This window comes from Kitasatospora sp. NPDC096077 (assembly GCF_040303245.1).
Lineage (GTDB): Bacteria > Actinomycetota > Actinomycetes > Streptomycetales > Streptomycetaceae > Kitasatospora.
In genome coordinates, this window is sequence record NZ_JBEOSV010000038.1 from 1 (window position 1) to 17,731 (window position 17,731).

Consider the following 17,731-nt stretch of genomic DNA (forward strand, 5'->3'; position numbering starts at 1 on the left):
CCCGGTCGGCCGAGGACGGCCGACCGACGACGGGCGGTGCAGGCCGCTGGAGGCGGTGCCCGGACGGGCGTCGCCGGAGTCCGGCCGGAACGGGCCGGTGGGTGTGAGGGGTGGTGGGACGGGTGGTTCAGGAGAGGTCGGAACGGACCCGCGGACGGCTGGTGGAGGCGGGGGCGACGCTGTTCGACCGCTGCGGGTACGCCGGGGCCACACTCGGCGAGATCGCCGGGGCCGCCGGGGTGACGAAGGGGGCGCTCTACTTCCACTTCGCCTCCAAGGAGGAGCTGGCCAGAGCCGTGTTCGAGCAGGCCGAGACATCCCTGCGCACCGCCTGCGCCGCCCTGCGCTCCGTGGACTCACCGCTCCAGGCCCTGATCGACGCCGGCTACTGGCTGGTCGACGCCCTGGGCTCGGACGCGGTGATCCGGGCGGCCTTCCGGCTCGGACGTGACGGCGCCGAGTGGCCGGAGGAGCCCCGCCCGGCGGCGCCCGCCGGGACCTTCGCGGGGATGCGGGGCTTCCACGGCGTCTGGGCCGGAGTCGTCCGCGACCTGCTGTCCGGTGCCCGCCGGGCGGGTGAACTGCGCGACCGCTCGGGCGGATTGGGCCCGGAGACGCTGGTGGTGACGGCGGCCTGCGGCCTGGAGGTGGTCTTCGCCGACGGCTGCCCCAGCGAGGAGCGCGCCCGCCGGGTGGGCGCGCTGTGGGACTGGCTGCTGCCCTGCCTCGTCCCACCGGGCAGCTCGGTCGGCTACCGCACCCGTCCGGCCGCGCCCCGGACCGTCTGACGCCGCCCGGCCCGCGCGGTAAGTCCGGCCCGCCTGTCGCCGCCCGGCCCGCGCGGTACGCCGCCGCCCGGCCCGCCTGTCGCCGTACGGCCGGACCGGCGAGGAGGTGGGCGGTGGGCGGGTCACAGCAGGTCGAATGTCAGTGCGGCTCGCCATGATGGCGGTATGAAGGACGCAGCCACCACGGCCACCCCTGCCGCTCCCGCCTCCCCGGAGGCCTACGCCGACGCCGTCGCCACCGCCGTACGGGCCGCAGCGGCCTACTACGGCGACGGGTCCACCCCGCTCGGGGACGACGAGTACGACGCCCTGGTCCGGCTGATCGAGGCCTATGAGCGCGCGCACCCCGACCGGGTGCTGCCCGAGTCGCCCACCGGCAAGGTGGCCGGCGGCGCGGTGGTCGGCGACGTCCCGCACAGCACGCCGATGCTCTCGCTCGACAACGTGTTCTCGGCCGAGGAGCTGGAGTCCTGGGCCGCCGGACTGGAGCGCAGACTCGGCCGGCCGGTCGCCGCCTGGTGCGTCGAGCCCAAGCTGGACGGCCTGGCCGTCGCCGCCCGCTACCGCGAGGGCCGCCTGTACCAGGTGCTCACCCGGGGCGACGGCCTGGCCGGGGAGGACATCACCCATGCGGCGGACGCCGTGCTCGGTCTGCCCGCCCGGCTCGGCGAGCCGCTGGACGTCGAACTGCGCGGCGAGGTGCTGCTCACCCACGAGCAGTTCGAACAGGCCAACGCCGTGCGCACCGCCCACGGCGCCACCCCGTTCGCCCACCCGCGCAGCGGCGCCGCCGGCACCCTGCGCGCCAAGGACCGCCCGTACCGGGTCGAGCTCACCTTCTTCGGCTACGACGCCCACGGCCTGCCCGGCCTCGACCATGCCGCGCTGCTCGACCGGCTCGCCGAGCTGGGCGCCAACACCGCCGCCAGCACCCAGGCCGCGCCCCGGCGCTGTGCCACGCTCGCCGAGGCCGAGCAGCGGATCGAGGAGATCGCCGCCCTGCGTGCCGCGCTGCCCTTCGGGATCGACGGCGTCGTGGTCAAGGCCGACGCGGTGGCCGACCAGGCGGAGGCGGGCTCCGGTTCCCGGGCACCGCGCTGGGCGGTGGCCCGCAAGCTGCAGGCCCAGCACAAGGTCACCCGGCTGCTCGGGGTGGAGTGGAACGTCGGCCGCACCGGGATCATCGCGCCCCGCGCGGTGCTCGACCCGGTGGTGATCGACGGCGTCACCGTCACCTACGCGACGCTGCACAACCCCGCCGACATCGAGCGCCGCGGGCTGATGATCGGCGACCAGGTGTTCGTCTACCGCGCCGGTGACGTCATCCCCCGGGTGGAGGCGCCGTTGGTCGACGAGCGCACCGGCGCCGAGCAGCCGATCGCCTTCCCCGAGGTCTGCCCGCGCTGCGGCGACGCCATCGACCGCAGCGAGCAGCGCTGGCGCTGCGTGCGCGGCCGGGGCTGCCAGGCCGTCGCCTCGGTGATCTACGCGGCCGGGCGCGACCAGCTCGACATCGAGGGCCTCGGCGGCACCCGGGCCGTCCAGCTGGTCGAGTCCGGGCTGGTCGCCGACCTCGCCGACCTCTTCACCCTGACCAAGGAACAACTGCTCACCCTGGAGCGGATGGGCGAGACCAGCGCCGACAACCTGCTCGCCGCGCTGGAGACCGCCCGGACCCGACCGTTGAACCGGGTGTTCTGCGCGCTCGGCATCCGCGGCACCGGGCGGACGATGTCGCGCCGGATCGCCGCACACTTCGGCAGCATGGCCGCGATCAGGGCCGCCGACGCCGAGGCACTGGCGGGCGTGGACGGCATCGGGGCGGAGAAGGCGGCCGTGATCGTGGCCGAACTGGCCGAGGTGGCCGGGCTGTTGGACCGGTTGACGGAGCAGGGGGTGGGGACCCAGGTGTCCGCGCCGGTCCTCCCGGCGGCGGCAACGGGCCCTGCCGGTACGGCGGAAGAGGGCACGGCGGGCGCGGGCACGAGTACGGCGGGTGCGGTCGTGGCGGCCGGTCCGCTGGCGGGGCAGAGCGTCGTGGTGACCGGCAGCATGACCGGCGCCCTGGCCGAGCTCTCCCGCAACGCGATGAACGAACTGATCGAACGCGCGGGCGGAAAGGCCTCCTCCTCGGTGTCCAAGCGCACCACCCTGCTGGTCGCGGGGGAGAAGGCCGGCTCCAAGCGCGCCAAGGCGGAGGAGCTCGGGGTGCCGGTCACCACCCCGGAGGAGTTCGCCGCACTGGTGGCCGACTTCCTCGGCTGAACCGCCCGTCGGGCCGATGGGCCGGGGCGCGGTGAGCCGAACTGCCGCGGTGCGGTAGGGTGACCGACGCCGAACACGACCGCGATCCAGGAGGTGAGTCCCATTACCGGTACGTCCGAGCGGGTGCTCCCGGAGCGCGGCCGTGCGGGCGCACCGCGCGGATAGCGCGGGCGCGCCGACGCGGCGTCGACCCTGGCGGGAGCCCTGACGGAGTCCTCCGTTCTCCTCCCGTCCTGCCCTAGGGGTCCCCTTGCCGGTCTTCACCTCCGACGCCCTCCGTTCCTCCGTCGTCTCCCGACTGCGCGCCGCCGGTTGCGTGTTCGCCGAGGAGGAGGCACGGATCCTGCTCACCGCCGCCGGCACACCCGCCGAGCTGGCCGCCATGGTCCTGGCCCGCGCCGCTGGCCGACCGCTCGAACACGTCGTCGGCTGGGCCGAGTTCGCCGGACTGCGGATCGCCGTCGACCCCGGCGTGTTCGTCCCGCGCCGGCGCAGCGAGTTCCTGGCCGCCGAGGCCGCCCGAATCGCCCGGCCCGGCGCCGTGGTGGTCGACCTGTGCTGCGGCAGCGGCGCCCTCGGTGCCGCCGTCGCGGCCGGGGCCGGGCACCCGGTCGATCTGTACGCCGCCGACCTGGACCCGGCGGCCGTCCGCTGCGCCCGCCGCAACCTGGCCGGGACGGCTGCCCGGGTCTTCGAGGGCGACCTGTTCGCCGCCCTGCCCGAGGAACTGCGCGGACGGGTCGAGGTGTTGATCGCCAACGTCCCGTACGTGCCGAGCGGTGACATCGAACTGCTGCCGCCCGAGGCCCGGTTGCACGAGGCGCGGCCCGCGCTGGACGGCGGGGCGGACGGCTTGGACGTGCTGCGTCGGGTGACCGCGGCGGCGCCGGGATGGCTGGCGGCGGGCGGCGCGCTGCTGTTCGAGACCAGCGAGCGGCAGGCGGCGGACGCGCTGGCGGTGGCGCGGGCGGCGGGTCTGGCGGCGGAGGTCCGCCGGGAGGAGGAGCTGGACGCCACAGTGGTGACGGCCAGGCAGAGTTGACGATTATTCAGATCGTTGTTCAGATCAACGGCCCCGGGTTGGACCGTCCCGGCCACCGCTCCCCTGCGTCGGTGGCCGGGACAGCCGGTCAGATCCGGGCGCCGTACACGTGGTCGACCGGAATGGTGAGCAGCACCCGACGGTCGGCGACCATCGCCGCGCGGTACTCCGCCCAGTCGGGGTGCTCCCCGGCGGCCCGCCGGTAGTAGTCCACCAGCGCCTCCACCTCCGGCCCGTCCGGGTCGGTGCCGGGGCCGGTGAGGGTGGCGATGCCCTCGGCGACGGCCCAGGAGCGGCCCTCCGGCCCGGTCACCTCCAGGCTGACCCGCGGGTCGCGGCGCAGGTTCGCGGTCTTCGCCAGCCCCTCCCGGGTGGAGACGAGGACGGCGTTCGCCGCGCGGTCGTAGAAGGGCAGGACGGGGGAGAGCTGGGGCCGCCCGTCCGCCTTGATGGTGGCCAGGATGCCGAGGCGGCTCTGCGCGAGCAGCGCGTACGGGTCGTGAGCAGTGGCGGTCATGGGGGCCATCATCGGACCTCACACCGGTGTGAAGGTCAAGGCCCGGCAGGCGTGTTGCGGGGGCGTTCGCACCGGAGAGTGGGGATCTGCGGAATCGCCGGTGGCGACGGCCGGTCGGGGTCTAGGGTCGGGAGGCGACGGGGCGTGACGAAACGTCGACGAACCGTCACCGAGAGCCGGTCCGGGCGCCGACCCGGGCGCGTGCTGATCCGAACCGAGGGAGCACCCACGATGGCTGCCGAGTACCGGCCCAGGGAACTGCTTGAGTTCTCCGACGACCTGCACCACGACGACGTGACCCCGCTGCAGGAGTTCCTCGCCGCCCGCATCGGCGAGATCGTCGAGGCGCAACCCGAGGGCAGCGCCACCCGCTTCGCGGCCGAACGCCTCGCCGACCTCACCCTCCACGACTGCATCCACCTGTCCGACATGCTCGGCGGCTGGGGGGAGGTGGTGGTCGCGGGCCGGGTGGACGTGCCCGGCGGGATCCAGCGGCTGCGCCAGGACGTGATGCTGTGGTGGCAGCGGCTGTGCGAGACCGCCGACGGTTTCCGCGACCACCCCGACCACAACCCCCGGTGGCGGGCGCTGCGGTTCGTGAACCTCGCCCACGCCGAGCTGATGGCGAGTCTGACCGACACGGCGGGCGGCGTGTACGGGGACGGTGCGCACCCCTGAGTTCCGCCCGCCGTGTCCGTCCGGGACCCGTCGGGGGGACGTCCTGCGGTGGTCAGTCGGCCTTCACGGCGGGCAGGGCCGCGGCGAGCGCGTCGGCCGTCCGTCGGACGTCCGCCGCCGTGGTGCGCCAGTTGCTGAACGCCGCGCGCAGGGCGGGCAGTCCGGCGTAGCGGGTCGGGGTGAGGAAGGCCTGGTCCGAGATCCGGTCGGCGAGGGCGGCGAGGCGCTCGGGCGTGGGGTCCTCGGCGAGGGTGAAGCAGACGACGTTGAGGCGGACCGGGGCGAGCAGCCGCAGTCCGTCGGTCGCGTCGATCGCCGCGCCCAGCGCCTCGGCGCCGGCCACGCAGCGCTCGACGATCTCGCGGTGGCCGGCCCGGCCGTAGGCGCGCAGGGTGAACCAGGCGGCCAGGGCGCGCAGGCGGTGCGAGTTCTCCGGGGTGAGGTGCACCAGGTCGGGGTGGTCGCCGATCGGGCCGAGATAGGCGGCGGCGTTCTGGAAGACCCGGGCCTGGAGGTCGCGGCGGCGGGTGAACTGCACGGCGCTGTCGTACGGGACGTTGAGCCACTTGTGCAGGTCCACGCAGACCGAGTCGGCGAGGTCCAGCCCGGCCACCAGCCCGGCGTGGAGCGGGGACAGCGCGGCGAACGCGCCGAAGGCGGCGTCCACGTGCAGCCAGCAGCCGTACCGGTCCCGGAGTTCGGCGATCGCCCGCAGGTCGTCGAAGTCGACGGTGTTCACGGTGCCCGCGTTGGCGACCACGATGCACGGGCCGTCGGCCTCGGCGAGCGCCCGTTCCAGCGCGGCCAGGTCCACGGCCTCCCGACCGGGGAGGGTGGGGACGGTGGTCAGCGCGGTGCGGCCGAGGCCCAGGACGGACAGCGCCTTGGCGATGCTGGAGTGCGCGCTGCCGGACAGCACCCGCACCCGGCCGAGCGCCGCGACCCCGTCCTCGGCCACGTCCACCCCGAGCCGCTCGCCCAGCCACTCCCGGGCGATCGCCAGGCCGACGGTGTTGGACATGGTGGCGCCGCTGACGAAGGTGCCGCTGTGCGCGACGGAGAGGCCGAACAGCTCGCGCAGCCAGTCGACCGTCTCCCGCTCCAGGTGCTGACCGGTCGGGTCGAGCGAGGAGTTGGAGTTCTGGTCGGCGGTGGCGGTGAGCCAGTCGCCCACCAGCGCGGCCGGGGTCGCCCCGCCGGTCACGAACCCGAAGTAGCGCGGCCCGGCACTGGCGGACAGCCTCGGCTCCCAGCGTTCGCCGAACTCCGCCAGGGCCGCCCGCAGCCCGCCGCCGTCCTCGGGCAGCGGCGCGGGGGCCGTCGGCGCTGGGGTCGTCGGCGCGGCGGATGTCGGTGCGGCGGTCGTCGGGCTCTTGCTCTGCGGCGGGATCACCGGCCGCTCGTCCAGCCCGCCGAGGAAGCCGACGGCCCGCTGCCGGGCCTCCTCCAGCAGGGCGGGCAACTGGTCGAGGTCGGCGGCGAGTTCGGGGTGCATGGGGGGTTCTCCGTTGATCGGTTGTCAGGCCGACGGTAGGGGAGGACGGAGAGCGCGTCGCGGGCCAATCCGCCACCGGTGGCCTGGGCGGTGATGCGGGTCACGCCCCCCCCGGGCGGTTCAGGCGGTGGCCGGGTTCCTGCGGTCGGCGTCGGTGGTTCCGGCCTCCCCGGCGGTGGTGGTGGCCGGCGGGGCGGGCGGGGCCGGGATCGCCGCGGCGACGGCGGCCGCGATCAGGGCCACCCCGCAGCCGATCACCAGGCCGGTCCGGAAGCCGCTCTCCGAGGGGAGGGTGTGGCCGCCCAGGGTGGTGGTCAGCTGGGACAGCACCACGCCGACCACGGCCGCGGAGGTCGAGGTGCCCAGCGAGCGCATCAGGGTGTTGACGCTGTTGGCGGAGGCCGTCTCGGACAGTGGCACCGCGCTCATGATCAGCGCGGGCATCGCGCCGTAGGCCAGCCCCACGCCGCCGTTGGAGACGACGGTGGCGACCAGTACGCCCCAGGTGGAGCCCATCAGCGGCAGTGCGAGCCCGTAGCCGGCGGCGATCGCCAGGGCACCGGCGATCAGGGTGACCTTGGGGCCGCGCGCGGCGGACAGGCGTCCGCCCAGCGGCGAGACGACCATCATCATCAGACCGCCCGGGGCCATCCACAGGCCCATGGCCAGCATCGACTGCCCCAGCCCGTAGCCGGTGGCCTTCGGCAGTTGCAGCAGTTGGGGCACGATCAGCGCCTGGGCGTACATGCCGAAGCCGACCAGGACGGACGCCGCGTTGGTGAGCAGCACCCGTGGGCGGGCGGTCACCCGCAGGTCCACCAACGGGGCGGCGACGCGCAGTTCCCAGCGGCCCCAGAGCAGCAGGACGGCCGCGGCGGCGGTGAACAGGCCCAGGGTGCGGGTGCTGCCCCAGCCCCAGTCGGCGCCCTTGGAGACGGGCAGTAGCAGGCAGACCAGGCCGACGCTGAGGCCGGCCGCGCCGACGAAGTCGAAGCGCCGGGCGGCGCCGGCCGGCCGGGTGGTGGCCGGGGTGTCGGCGGGGACGACGGTGCGGATCATCCCGATGATGACGACGGTCAGCACGGCGGTGCCCCAGAACAGGGCGCGCCAGCTGGCGTAGTCGGCGACGGCGGCGGCGATCGGCAGGCCGAGTCCGCCGCCGATCCCCATCGAGGCGCTGACCAGCGCGATCGCCGAGCCCAGCCGCTCCGGCGGCAGGACGTCCCGGAGCAGGCTGATGCCGAGCGGCACCAGTCCCATGCCCATGCCCTGCAGCGCCCGGCCGGCGATCATCGGCAGCGCGGAGGAGGACAGCGCGCACAGCACCGAGCCGACCAGCAGCGGGACGCAGGAGGCGATCAGCATGGTGCGCTTGCCCAGCAGGTCGCCCAGGCGTCCGCTGATCGGGACGAACACGGCGGCGGAGAGCAGGGTCGCGGTGATGACCCAGGAGGCGTTGGAGGCGGTGGTGTGCAGGAGTTGGGGCAGTTCGCTGATCAGGGGGGTGACCAGGGTCTGCATGATCGCGGCGACGGTGCCGGTGAAGGCGAGGGTGGCGACGATCGGACCGGTGCGGAGGGTGGGGGCTGGACCGCTGATGGCGGGCCTCCTGGGGTTCGGGGCGCTTGGCGTGGCGGAGGTGGATGTGCCTCATGCATGGAATGTGCATCATGCACATCGCTGCTTCGTCGGCGAGCATACCGCTGTTGTGCATCGTGCACATCATGTGTGGGCTGCACTGCTCTGGCATACTGGGTGCGCACCGAGGAATCCGCAGGTCACGCGGCATCGAAGGGACTTCGACATGACCAGCCCCACGCACCAGGTCGCCCTCGAATTCCTGGTCTTCGGCCGTCACCGCGACTTCAGCCAGGTCGGCAACCGCCCCGAGGGCAGCCAGCTGGAGCGCAGCGCGTACATCCTGCTCAGCCGGGTCGAGGCCCAGGGGCCGATGTCCATCGGCCAGCTCAGCGACGCCTTCGGCCTGGACGTCTCCACCCTCAACCGGCAGACCGCCGCCCTCACCGGCGCCGGACTGCTGGAGCGCATCCCCGACCCCGACGGCGGGATGGCCCGCAAGTTCCGCCTCACCGAGGAGGGGCGGCGCCGCCTGGGCGAGGAGCGCGCCGCCCACGTCCGCGCCCTCGACCTGGTGATGGCCGACTGGTCGGAGGCGGACGTCCTCGGCTTCGCCGACTACCTGCGCCGCTTCAACACCAGCATCGAGGGCATCGACGGGCGCCCCTGGCCGCGCCCGTAGGGAGGCTGGGAAGCGCCCTGGCGGCGGGGGAGTTCGGCCCGGCGTACGGCCCGGGAGGCGAGGGCGTAGAGCGCGCCGAGGCAGGAGAGCGTGCCGCAGCCGAGGAAGACCGGGGCGGCGCCCCAGGTGCCGATGGCGGCGCCGACCACCGGGTAGCTGAGCGGGGCGAGGCCCACCATGGTGAGCATCATGACCGAGGTGACCCGGCCGAGGTAGCCGGGGTCGGCGGTGGTCTGGAGGAGGGCGCCGTTCAGGCTGCCGAAGACGCCCGCGCTCAGGCCGACCAGCGCGGCCAGCAGGGCGGCCGCCCCCAGGGCGGGGACCAGGCCCAGGACGGCCGCGCCGACGCTGCCGAGCAGCAGGGTGAGGACCATGGTCAGGCCGGCCCGGGGCAGCCAGCCGGCGACGGCGAGCAGGGCGGCGCTGGCGGCGGCGCCCGCGCCGAAGCAGGCGACGATCAGGCCGTAGCCGGACGGGCCCCAGCCGCGCTCGGCGTTGAGCAGCACCATGCCGACGTTGAGGGTGCCGACCAGTCCGAGTTCGCAGACCGCACCGGCGAGGACCAGCGGGCCGAGCAGGGGGTGACGGCGGATGTAGCGCAGGCCGTCGAGCAGGTCGGTGCGGGCGGTGGCCCGTTCGACGGCCTCGGACGGGTGGTCGAGGGGTGCGATCCGGATCGACAGGAGGAGCGGGAGGGAGAGGGCGAACAGGGCGCCCGCGACGGTGAAGGCGACGGCCGGTCCGCCGAGGCCCATGGCCAGGCCGCCGATCGGCGGGCCGGCGATCTGGCTGAGGCGCATCGCGAGCGAGCGCAGCCCGGTGACCCGGGCCAGCTGGTCGGGGCCGGTGATCCGGGGCGGGAGGGCGCCCACGGCGGGCACGAACAGGGCGTCCACGGCACCGAAGACCAGGGCGACCGCGACCAGCAGCCACAGCGCGGGCGCGGTCAGGGCGATGACGGCGGCGACGGCGAGGATCAGCAGGCAGCGCAGGGCGTCGCTGCCGAGGATCACCCGGCGCGGATCGAAGCGGTCGGCGACCACCCCGCCGCCGAGCATCAGCACCGCCCGGGGCAGCGCGCCCGCGGCCATCACCAGGCCGACCTCGGTGGGGCCGGCGGCGCGCTGGGCGGACCAGCCGAGGGCCACGAAGTAGACGCTGTCGCCGACCAGCGAGGCGGTGTAGGCGGCGAGCCAGCGCAGGACGTTGGCGTCGCGGTGGGCGGCGGGGCGCAGGGCGGGGGCGGGGGGCGTCTCGACGGTGGCCATGCGGGAACTCCGGCGGGTCGGCGGTGACTTGGCGGCTGGCTGGCTGGCTGGTGTCTCGGCGGCTCAGGGGTTTCAGGGGCGGAACGGGAAGCCGTACAGGTGGACGGACACGTGCTCGCGCCGCTCGGTGTCGCCGGCCGTCCGCGCCGCCTTGCCGCGTTCCCGCCAGCGGCGGCTGACGGCCTGCAACTCCTCGCCCAGTTCGGCGAGTTCGGCGGGGGTGAGGTCGAGCAGCCACTCGGAGGTGAACGCGGCGTCGGTCCACTCCGCGCCCCAGGCGGCGCTCTGGTCCAGGTAGGTGCGGTACTGGGTGGTGCGGCTGTCGACCAGGCCGCGGGTGACCGCGCCGACGGCGGCCGCGCCCTCGGGCGTACCGGCGAGGTCCGACTCCCGGAAGCCCCAGCCCTCCTCCGAGGCGACCTGCCACCAGCGCTCCCGCCCGTCGGCGCTCTGCGCGGCGGCCTCGGTGACGAAGCCGTGCTCGGAGAGCTTGCGCAGGTGGTAGCTGACCAGGGACGGCGCCTGGTCGACCTGCTCGGCGAGCTGGGAGGCGGTGGCGGTGCCGGCGGCGTAGAGCAGGCGGTAGAGCTGCATGCGGAGCGGGTTGGTGAAGGCCTTCAGGCGGGAGAGGTCGGTGATCCGCTCGTCCGGATGGGGGCGTTGGAGGTGCTGGGGGTCCTGGGGCATGCCTCCACGGTAGATCCGAAGGAAAAGTTGCGCAATGAAAACTGCGCAATAAAACTTTCGGATCTACTCGCGAGTCTCAGAGGGTCGGGACGGCGCCGCCGTCGACGTGGGCGACCTGGACACCGGGCAGGCCGCGGGACCAGGCGTCGGCGACGGCGGTGAGCTGGGCGCGGGGGAGCGGGGCGGGGCCGAGGCCGATCGGAAAACGGGTGTGGCCGTCGCGGCCGCGGTAGGGCCGGGGCCAGGCGTGGAGGTGGGTGGCGCCGGCCGCTTCGAGTGCGGTGAGCAGGGTGCGGAGTCGGCCGCGCGCGGGGCCCTCGGACTGCGGGGCGGCGGTGACCACGGCCCAGGCGGCGTGGCGGCGGTGCAGCGGGGGTGGGGTGAGCAGGGCGGGCCAGGGGTCGGGGTCGGCGGTGCTGAGCTCCCAGGCGCGGTAGAGCTCCTCGGTGAGCAGGTCGCGGGTGTCCGGGCCGACCTGGGTGGTGCAGCTGCGGACCGGGGCGGAGGGGGTGAGGACGGTCAGCACGGCGGAGGGTTGCGGCGCGGTGAACTCGCCGCCGAGTGAGACGGGTCGGCGCCAGTCCCAGGAGGCCCAGGTCTCGGTGAAGCGCTGGAACAGGTCCTCGTCGGCGGTGTCCGGGGCGGCGTCCAGGACGGTCCGGGCGGCGAGAACCGACCAGGCCAGCGACGGCAGTTGACCGAACGGCGCGCCGTCCAGTGCGCGCGCCCGCGACCAGGCCTTGACCTCGCGGGCCAGTCGGACGAAGGACCGGTGGCGCCCGCCGAGCGCCGACCGGATCGCCTCGGCATCCGTCACGGCGCTCAGCGCGACCGCCGCGGCCTCGCCCAACTCGGCGCGGCGGGCGACGGCTTGGGCGGGATCGAGGGCGCCGGTGAAGACCACGACCAGGTCGACGGTCAGCCCGTCCGCCTCCAGTCGCAGCCCCGGGACCCGGGCGCCGCGCACCTCGCGCAGCTGTCGGGCCTGCGGCAGGGCGGCGGCGACCCGGGCCAGCACCCCCGGCAGGTCGGTCGGTCCGGCCAGGGCCGCCACCAAGTCCACGTCACCGCCGTCCAGTTGGCAGCCCAGCCGACGGGATCCGACCTGGTGGACCACGCCCTCCGGCAGCGCCGCGGCGATCCGGTGGGCCAACTCGGCGGCCCGGGAGGTGCGTTCGGGGGACTCGGGGTGCAGCGACAGCACCGGCTGCTCCGGCAGCTCCCGCACCTCGCCCGTCCCGAGGGAGACCACGGCGCGCGGGCGCATCGGCTCGTCGCCCCGCCGGGACAGCACCACCAGCTCGCCCACCCGGGCGTCCATGCCGCTCAGCCGGGCCGCGCAGTCGGCGGCCACCCGCTGGGGGTCGGCGCTGCGTCCGAGGGTCAGGTGCGGGGTGTAGCCCTCGGCGCGGCCCCGGCACCGGGGGAAGCGGCGTTCCAGGGCGTGGTGCAGGGCTCCCCAGGGCTCGGGCCCGGCGGCGGCCGGGTCCAGCCAGACGGTCGCGTCCTCGCGGTGGCCGAAGGTGTGCACGCCCGCCAACCGGGCCGTGAACGGGGCCACTTCGGCGGCGGCCGCGCCGAGCAGCGGCAGGGCGCGGTCGAAGTCGGACTCCGGTACGAAGCCGAACAGCAGGTTGACGTGCGGGGGCCAGCGGTGCAGCTGCGGGTCGTACGCGGCGCGCAACCGCTGGACCGGCGGCCGGAGTTCCTCGGGCGGCAGCCAGGCGACGGCGGTGCGGACGGTGGGTGCGGCGTCGAGGGTCTCCGGGGAGTCGGCGCCGCCGAGGGTGAGGTCGACGGCCAGGCCGTAGTGGTCGGAGGGGTGGAGGCCGTCGTCGGTCGGCCGGTCGCCGAGCAGGGCGGCCCCGGTGGCGCGGGCCCGGTCGGCGCGGTACAGGACGCGGTCGATCCGGCCGGCCCGGCCGGTGAGCGAGGAGACGGCGGCGAGCGGGTTGACGGTCGGATCGAAGGTGGGGGTGCCGTCGGCCGGGCCGTACACCTCGGTCCAGGTGTCCCGCAGGCCGAGGGCGGCGGCGGGGCCGTCCGGGCCGGTACGGGTGTCGTTGAAGTCCCCGAGCAGCAGCAGTTCGCCCTCGACGCCGGCCAACGCCTCGGCCAGGACGGTGAGTTCGGCCTCTCGTCGGGCCGGTCCGTCGGGCGAGTGGTCGCTGCTCAGGTGGACGGCGGCGACGGTCAGCGGGGTGTCGCCGGCCTGGACGGTGACGGCGGCGACGGCCTTGTGCGGGCCCAGGACGTGCCGTCCGGCGGCCAGCACCGGGAGACGGCTGAGCAGCAGCAGTCCGTACTCGGGCACGTCGCGGCCGGTCGGGTCGGCGCCGAGGGTGTAGCCGTCGCGGACCCAGGGTTCCGCCAACAGCAGCTCGGCCAGGGCGGGTTCGACCTCCTGGAGGGCGATCACATCGGCGTCGGCGGCCGCCAACTCGGCGAGCAGCAGCGGACGGCGACGGGCGGTGGCGATCCGGTCGGAGTCGTAGCGGTCCCACAGGGTGTTCCAGGTGACCAGGCGCAGGGTGTCCGTGGTCGGCGCGTCGGCGGTGGCCCGGTGGGGCTGCCAGCCGCCGTCCGGCCGCCAGGCGTACGGGGTGGTGGCGGTGAAGAAGGGCGCGGGCAGGTGGCGCGGCTCGGTGCGGCGCCCGGCCTCGGTGGTGTCCAGGAGGTCCAGGCCGGTGCTGCGGTCCCACACCAGGACGCCGTCGGCCTCGACCCAGCGGACCCGGTGCCAGGGGACCTCGCCGGAGGCGGCGAAGGCCTCCAGCGGGACGCGCTTGGTGCGGTCGTCGCGCTGGCGCACGCCCAGGGTGAACCGGGCCGGGTCGAAGCGGGCGTCCCAGCGGACGCGCTGGCAGACCTGTTCGGTGGGGCGCATCAGTCCTCCTCGGAGTCGAGCGTGCCCGCGGTGTCCTCGACCGTGCCGGCCGGGCCGACGTACCAGGTGCGGTGCGCGTGGCCGGGGTAGGGCGGCTGGTAGCGGTGCAGTTGGGCGGTGAGCACCTCGGGCGGTACGGGGTGCGGGCGGACGGCGTTGCGCCGCAGCAGCTCCTCCTCGCCGACCAGCAGCACCACCTGGGTGAGCAGGGCGTCGCGGCGCCGGGCGGCGGCGTGGACCTGGGAGCGCTGCTCGCGGTTGAGCGAGGTGGCGTCCCAGATCACGGCGGTGGCCGCCGGAGCCGGTCCGGTCGGTGTGGCCGTTGCGGCCGTTGCGGCCGTTGCGGCCAGGGCGGTGTCCAGGCGGGCCAGGCCGGTGCGCAGTACCTCGGGGTTGTGGCGCTGGTCGGCGCGCGAGCCGAGGGCGGCGCGCAGGTCGTCCAGGCTGATCCGGGCGGCGACCCCGGGCAGCGCGGCGGCGAAGGTGCTCTTGCCGCTGCCGGACGGGCCGCAGAGGTGGACCAGGTGGGGGAACCGGCCGTCCCGCCAGCGCCAGGTGGCGGCGACCGCCTCCTCGACGGCGGTGAGGCGGCCGAGCGCGTACGCCTCACGGGCCTGCGCCCAGCAGCGGTCGGCGGCGAGGCGGTCGACCTCGGCGAGGGCCTCGCGCAGCCCGGTGCGCAGCCAGGCCAGCGGGTCGGGGGCGAGCAGTCCGGCGTCCTCGGCGTGCAGGGCGGACCAGGCGACCTGCTCGCGTTCGGCGGGTCCGGGGGCGGCGGTCGCGGCCACCGCGTGCAGCACGCCGAGGTCGGTGGCGCCGGTCAGCCGGACCAGCCCGGCGCGGCGCTCCTCGTCCGGGTAGGGCTGGTGCAGGCCGGGGTGGAGACCGACCAGGTCGGCGACCCGGCGGGCCAGCGGCAGGCCGAGCCGGCCGGCCAGCCGGGGGGCTAGCGACTGGCGGCGGGCGGTGCGCAGCGCGGTGGCGAGCAGGCCGGCCAGCCGGGCGTCGCCGGTCCGGCCGAGCTCGTCCAGTCGGGCCGAGACCTCCGCCAACTCATCGGGCTCGCAGGAGAGTTCTGCCACGTCCAGGCCCAGGGCCGCGGCCAGCTGCGGGAGTGCGGGCAGCCGGCCGGAACGGGCCTCCCAGAGCGGGGCATCGGGCCCGAGGCCGTTCGCCACCACGGCGGCGTGCATCCAGTGGGTGTCGGTGCGGACGTGGTGCGGGCGGACCCACTTGGCGACCCGCTCGCCGAACTCGGCCCGGGGGAAGCCCCGGACGGTCCGGACCACATAGCCCTCCTGCCGGTCCAGGTCCAACGTCAGGGCGCGCAGGGCCCGTTCGTCGTACCGGCCGCGCCACAGCACCCGGGGTGCCGGGACGCCCAGGCGGCGCAGGAAGCGGACGGTGGCGTCCCAGTCCAGGCAGTGGTCCCGGTCCGTCCAGACCGAGAAGCCGTAGAACCAGCTGTCCAGGTCGGTGTACGGGATGGAGTGCCGGGCGAACAGGTTCTCGCCGCAGATCCGCCAGCCGGCCGGGATCCGCGGGCCGATCCGGTGCTGCAGGCCCTTCACCCAGGCCCGGGAGGGATGGTGGGCGGAGTCCAGTGAGCGGGCGTGCAGGCCGTCGGCGTAGAGGGTGGTGTTCTCGCCGTCCAGCTTCTCGGTGACGACGACCTCCGCCCCGGCCAGGCCGGAGACGTCCCCGCTCCGTACGTCGTCCGCCGCCGCCCCCGGTGACCAGGGGAGATGCGGCGTCCGGGGGTAGTGCACACGCATGACCGACTCCCTGGTGTCCTTGATCCGGCGGACACTGTAGGAGCCGGTGCGCGGGGCGGGCCAGCGATTAACGGCGGCGGCGGAGCTTCGGGGGCTGCTCAGTCGATGCGGTGCTCCCGCCAGAAAGGTGCCAGGTCGACGGGGGTCGCGGCCTGGGCGGCGGCCTTGAACTCCTCGGTGGTGGAGACGCCGTACCAGTGGTCGCGGGCGTAGTCGTGCAGCAGGGTGGACATCGTCTCCGGGCCGATCAGGCGGCGCAGTTCGTGCAGGGCGCAGGAGCCGTGGTCGTAGATGACCGCCTCGTAGCGGTCGGGGTGGGCGTCCCAGTAGCGCATCGGGCCGGTGAGGCGTTCCTCCGGGGTCTTGAAGGGCGTGGCGGCGGTGCAGCCCTCCTTGGTGTTGCCGAGTTCGACGTCCATGGCGTACTCGGCGAAGGACTCGTCGAGCCAGGGCGCGCGGTACTGGTCGTCGCCGACGATGCCGTACCACCACTGGTGGGCCAGTTCGTGGATCACCGCGGAGGGCCGGACCCGGTCGAGGACGAAGGCCGGGTACTCCATGCCGCCGAACTCGAAGGCGTTGTCGATCACCGTGGCGAGGTCCCCGTACGGGTAGGCGCCGTAGTGGGCGGAGTGGGAGTCGATGGTCCGCAGGGAGAGGTCCAGCATCGCCCGGGCGTCCGCCGCGGTGACGTTGGCGGCCGAGTAGACGGCGATCCGCACGCCGTCGGCGGAGGTGCCCGCGATCCGGCTGAACGGCCCGGCGGCCCAGGCGAATTCGCGGACCTTCCGCGCGCCGATCCGGGTGATCGTGCGGCCCGGCTCGCCGGGGGTGTCGACGGCGGTGCCGGTGGCGGGGACCAGTACGTCGTCGGGGTGGTCGAGGGTCACGGCGAAGTCCGAGGAGAGGCCGAAGAAGGACTCGCCGAGCTCGGAGTACGGGTCCAGGTGCCAGCCCGTCCCGTCGTGGACGGCCAGGACCGGCAGGGCGTTGCCGATGTAGCTGAAGGCGCCGTCGCGGCCGAACCGGTCGATGCCGTCCGGGACGTCGACGGCGAGGTCGAACTCGACGGTGCCGGCGGCGCCCTGGGGCAGCGGGCGGGACAGCGGGACGCGCAGGGCGGTGCAGTCGACCTCCGCGGTGCCGTCCAGGCCGGTGACCCGGACGGACGGGGTGGTGCAGCCGCCGCGGAAGTTGTCCCAGAGCCGCAGGTACAGCTCCTGGAGGGGCTCGGGCGAGGTGTTGGTGAAGGTGATCCGCTCGTGGCCGCGCCAGTGCGCGCCGGTCGCGTCGCTGCTGAGCTCGACGGTGTAGGCGGGGGTGCCGGGGGTGCGGGTCGGGTCGGTGGGGGCGCGGCCCGGCGGGGCGGCGGCCACCGACAGGAGTGCGGCGAGGACGGCGAACAGGGGGAGAGGGCGTCGCACGCCGTGAACTCCTGTCGGTGGAAGGGGTGTTGAGGGGAGTTGAGGGAAGTTGAGGGGGCGGGTCGAATCGGGGTGGGCTGGGGCTAGCCGCGGTGGCGGGCCAGCACCCGCCGGACCGCCCGGTCGACGGCGGGCAGCGCGGTGGCGAGGTCGGTGTAGACCACCTCCTCCACCGTCGCCACCGTGTGCAGGCCCTGGACCAGGAAGGTGTACTCCCGGCCGCGTTCCAGCAGCAGCACGATCGGCTTGCCGAAGGCGCTGGCCCAGCCGATCTCGATGTGGGTGCCCGGCGAGGCCGGGGAGCCGGGCAGGGCGACGAACAGCTCGGCCTTGCGGATCTCGTCCTGGTCCAGTCCGGTGCACTGTTCGGGCCGCATCAGCTCGGCGCCCCAGGCCTCCCGGCGGTGGGCGTTGTGGACGGCGGTGCCCTGGGCCTCGAAGTGCTTGATCAGCAGGTCGAACGGCGCCCGGGCGTCGTCCGGCATCGCACCGGTGGCCGGGTCGAGCAGCTGGATGAACGGGCCCGCCAGGAAGAGGGATCGGGGCGCGGCGGCGGCGTGGTCGGATTCGGGCGTGCGGTCGGATTCGGGCGTGTGGTCGGGGCCGGGAACCCGGTCGGACTCGGGAGTGCGCTCGGTCATGGCG

At 75.1% G+C, this 17,731-nt stretch carries 14 protein-coding genes; 5 read left to right on the forward strand and 9 right to left on the reverse strand.

Translation table 11 applies throughout. The annotated features are described in order from the left end of the window. Nucleotides 1–122 precede the first annotated feature (122 nt). The 3 genes from ABTZ03_RS27620 (at nucleotide 123) to ABTZ03_RS27630 (ending at nucleotide 4,095) form a co-directional block, all read left to right on the forward strand. On the forward strand, nucleotides 123–788 hold the full coding sequence (locus ABTZ03_RS27620) for a ScbR family autoregulator-binding transcription factor (RefSeq protein ID WP_350515791.1): 666 nt from the start codon (nucleotides 123–125) through the stop codon (nucleotides 786–788). Nucleotides 789–953: 165 nt separating this feature from the next. Then, nucleotides 954–3,053: an NAD-dependent DNA ligase LigA gene (ligA, locus tag ABTZ03_RS27625; RefSeq protein ID WP_350515792.1), complete on the forward strand. Its 2,100-nt coding sequence runs from the start codon at nucleotides 954–956 to the stop codon at nucleotides 3,051–3,053. Between the two features lie 250 nt (nucleotides 3,054–3,303). Continuing rightward, nucleotides 3,304–4,095, forward strand: a complete 792-nt coding sequence (locus ABTZ03_RS27630) for a putative protein N(5)-glutamine methyltransferase (protein WP_350515793.1) — start codon at nucleotides 3,304–3,306, stop codon at nucleotides 4,093–4,095. An 88-nt stretch (nucleotides 4,096–4,183) separates the two neighbouring features. On the opposite strand, the gene ABTZ03_RS27635 is transcribed toward ABTZ03_RS27630, so the two are convergent. Further along, a complete protein-coding gene (locus ABTZ03_RS27635; protein WP_350515794.1) occupies nucleotides 4,184–4,612 on the reverse strand; it encodes a PPOX class F420-dependent oxidoreductase in 429 nt (142 codons plus the stop codon). Nucleotides 4,613–4,843: 231 nt separating this feature from the next. On the opposite strand from ABTZ03_RS27635, the gene ABTZ03_RS27640 reads away from it, so the two are divergent. After that, nucleotides 4,844–5,290: a hypothetical protein gene (locus tag ABTZ03_RS27640; protein WP_350515795.1), complete on the forward strand. Its 447-nt coding sequence runs from the start codon at nucleotides 4,844–4,846 to the stop codon at nucleotides 5,288–5,290. A gap of 52 nt (nucleotides 5,291–5,342) precedes the next feature. Here ABTZ03_RS27640 and ABTZ03_RS27645 read toward each other — a convergent pair whose 3' ends face one another. Continuing rightward, nucleotides 5,343–6,785 carry a pyridoxal phosphate-dependent decarboxylase family protein gene (locus ABTZ03_RS27645; RefSeq protein WP_350515796.1) on the reverse strand — a complete coding sequence of 481 codons (1,443 nt, stop codon included), beginning with the start codon at nucleotides 6,783–6,785 and terminating at the stop codon, nucleotides 5,343–5,345. A 120-nt stretch (nucleotides 6,786–6,905) separates the two neighbouring features. Further along, nucleotides 6,906–8,384, reverse strand: a complete 1,479-nt coding sequence (locus tag ABTZ03_RS27650; protein WP_350515850.1) for an MFS transporter — start codon at nucleotides 8,382–8,384, stop codon at nucleotides 6,906–6,908. 205 nt (nucleotides 8,385–8,589) lie between these two features. On the opposite strand from ABTZ03_RS27650, the gene ABTZ03_RS27655 reads away from it, so the two are divergent. Then, nucleotides 8,590–9,045 (forward strand): MarR family winged helix-turn-helix transcriptional regulator, encoded by a 456-nt coding sequence (locus ABTZ03_RS27655; RefSeq protein ID WP_350515797.1) that lies wholly within the window; start codon nucleotides 8,590–8,592, stop codon nucleotides 9,043–9,045. Here ABTZ03_RS27655 and ABTZ03_RS27660 read toward each other — a convergent pair. The 6 genes from ABTZ03_RS27660 to ABTZ03_RS27685 form a co-directional block, all read right to left on the reverse strand. Further along, nucleotides 8,982–10,313: an MFS transporter gene (locus tag ABTZ03_RS27660; RefSeq protein WP_350515798.1), complete on the reverse strand. Its 1,332-nt coding sequence runs from the start codon at nucleotides 10,311–10,313 to the stop codon at nucleotides 8,982–8,984. The two genes, ABTZ03_RS27655 and ABTZ03_RS27660, sit on opposite strands and share 64 nt — an antisense overlap. A gap of 72 nt (nucleotides 10,314–10,385) precedes the next feature. Further along, nucleotides 10,386–11,000: an ArsR/SmtB family transcription factor gene (locus ABTZ03_RS27665; protein WP_350515799.1), complete on the reverse strand. Its 615-nt coding sequence runs from the start codon at nucleotides 10,998–11,000 to the stop codon at nucleotides 10,386–10,388. Between the two features lie 76 nt (nucleotides 11,001–11,076). Continuing rightward, complete coding sequence (locus tag ABTZ03_RS27670) at nucleotides 11,077–13,887, reverse strand: RNA repair domain-containing protein (protein ID WP_350515800.1); 2,811 nt, start codon at nucleotides 13,885–13,887, stop codon at nucleotides 11,077–11,079. Then, nucleotides 13,887–15,662, reverse strand: coding sequence for an RNA ligase family protein (locus tag ABTZ03_RS27675; RefSeq protein WP_350515801.1), 1,776 nt, complete (start codon nucleotides 15,660–15,662; stop codon nucleotides 13,887–13,889). Before ABTZ03_RS27675 ends, ABTZ03_RS27670 begins: the two co-directional genes overlap by 1 nt. A gap of 98 nt (nucleotides 15,663–15,760) precedes the next feature. Continuing rightward, nucleotides 15,761–17,086 (reverse strand): M1 family metallopeptidase, encoded by a 1,326-nt coding sequence (locus ABTZ03_RS27680; RefSeq protein WP_350515802.1) that lies wholly within the window; start codon nucleotides 17,084–17,086, stop codon nucleotides 15,761–15,763. 83 nt (nucleotides 17,087–17,169) lie between these two features. Then, entirely contained in the window at nucleotides 17,170–17,727 is a 558-nt protein-coding gene (locus ABTZ03_RS27685) for a hypothetical protein (RefSeq protein ID WP_350515803.1), read from the reverse strand. Between the last annotated feature and the right edge of the window lie 4 nt (nucleotides 17,728–17,731).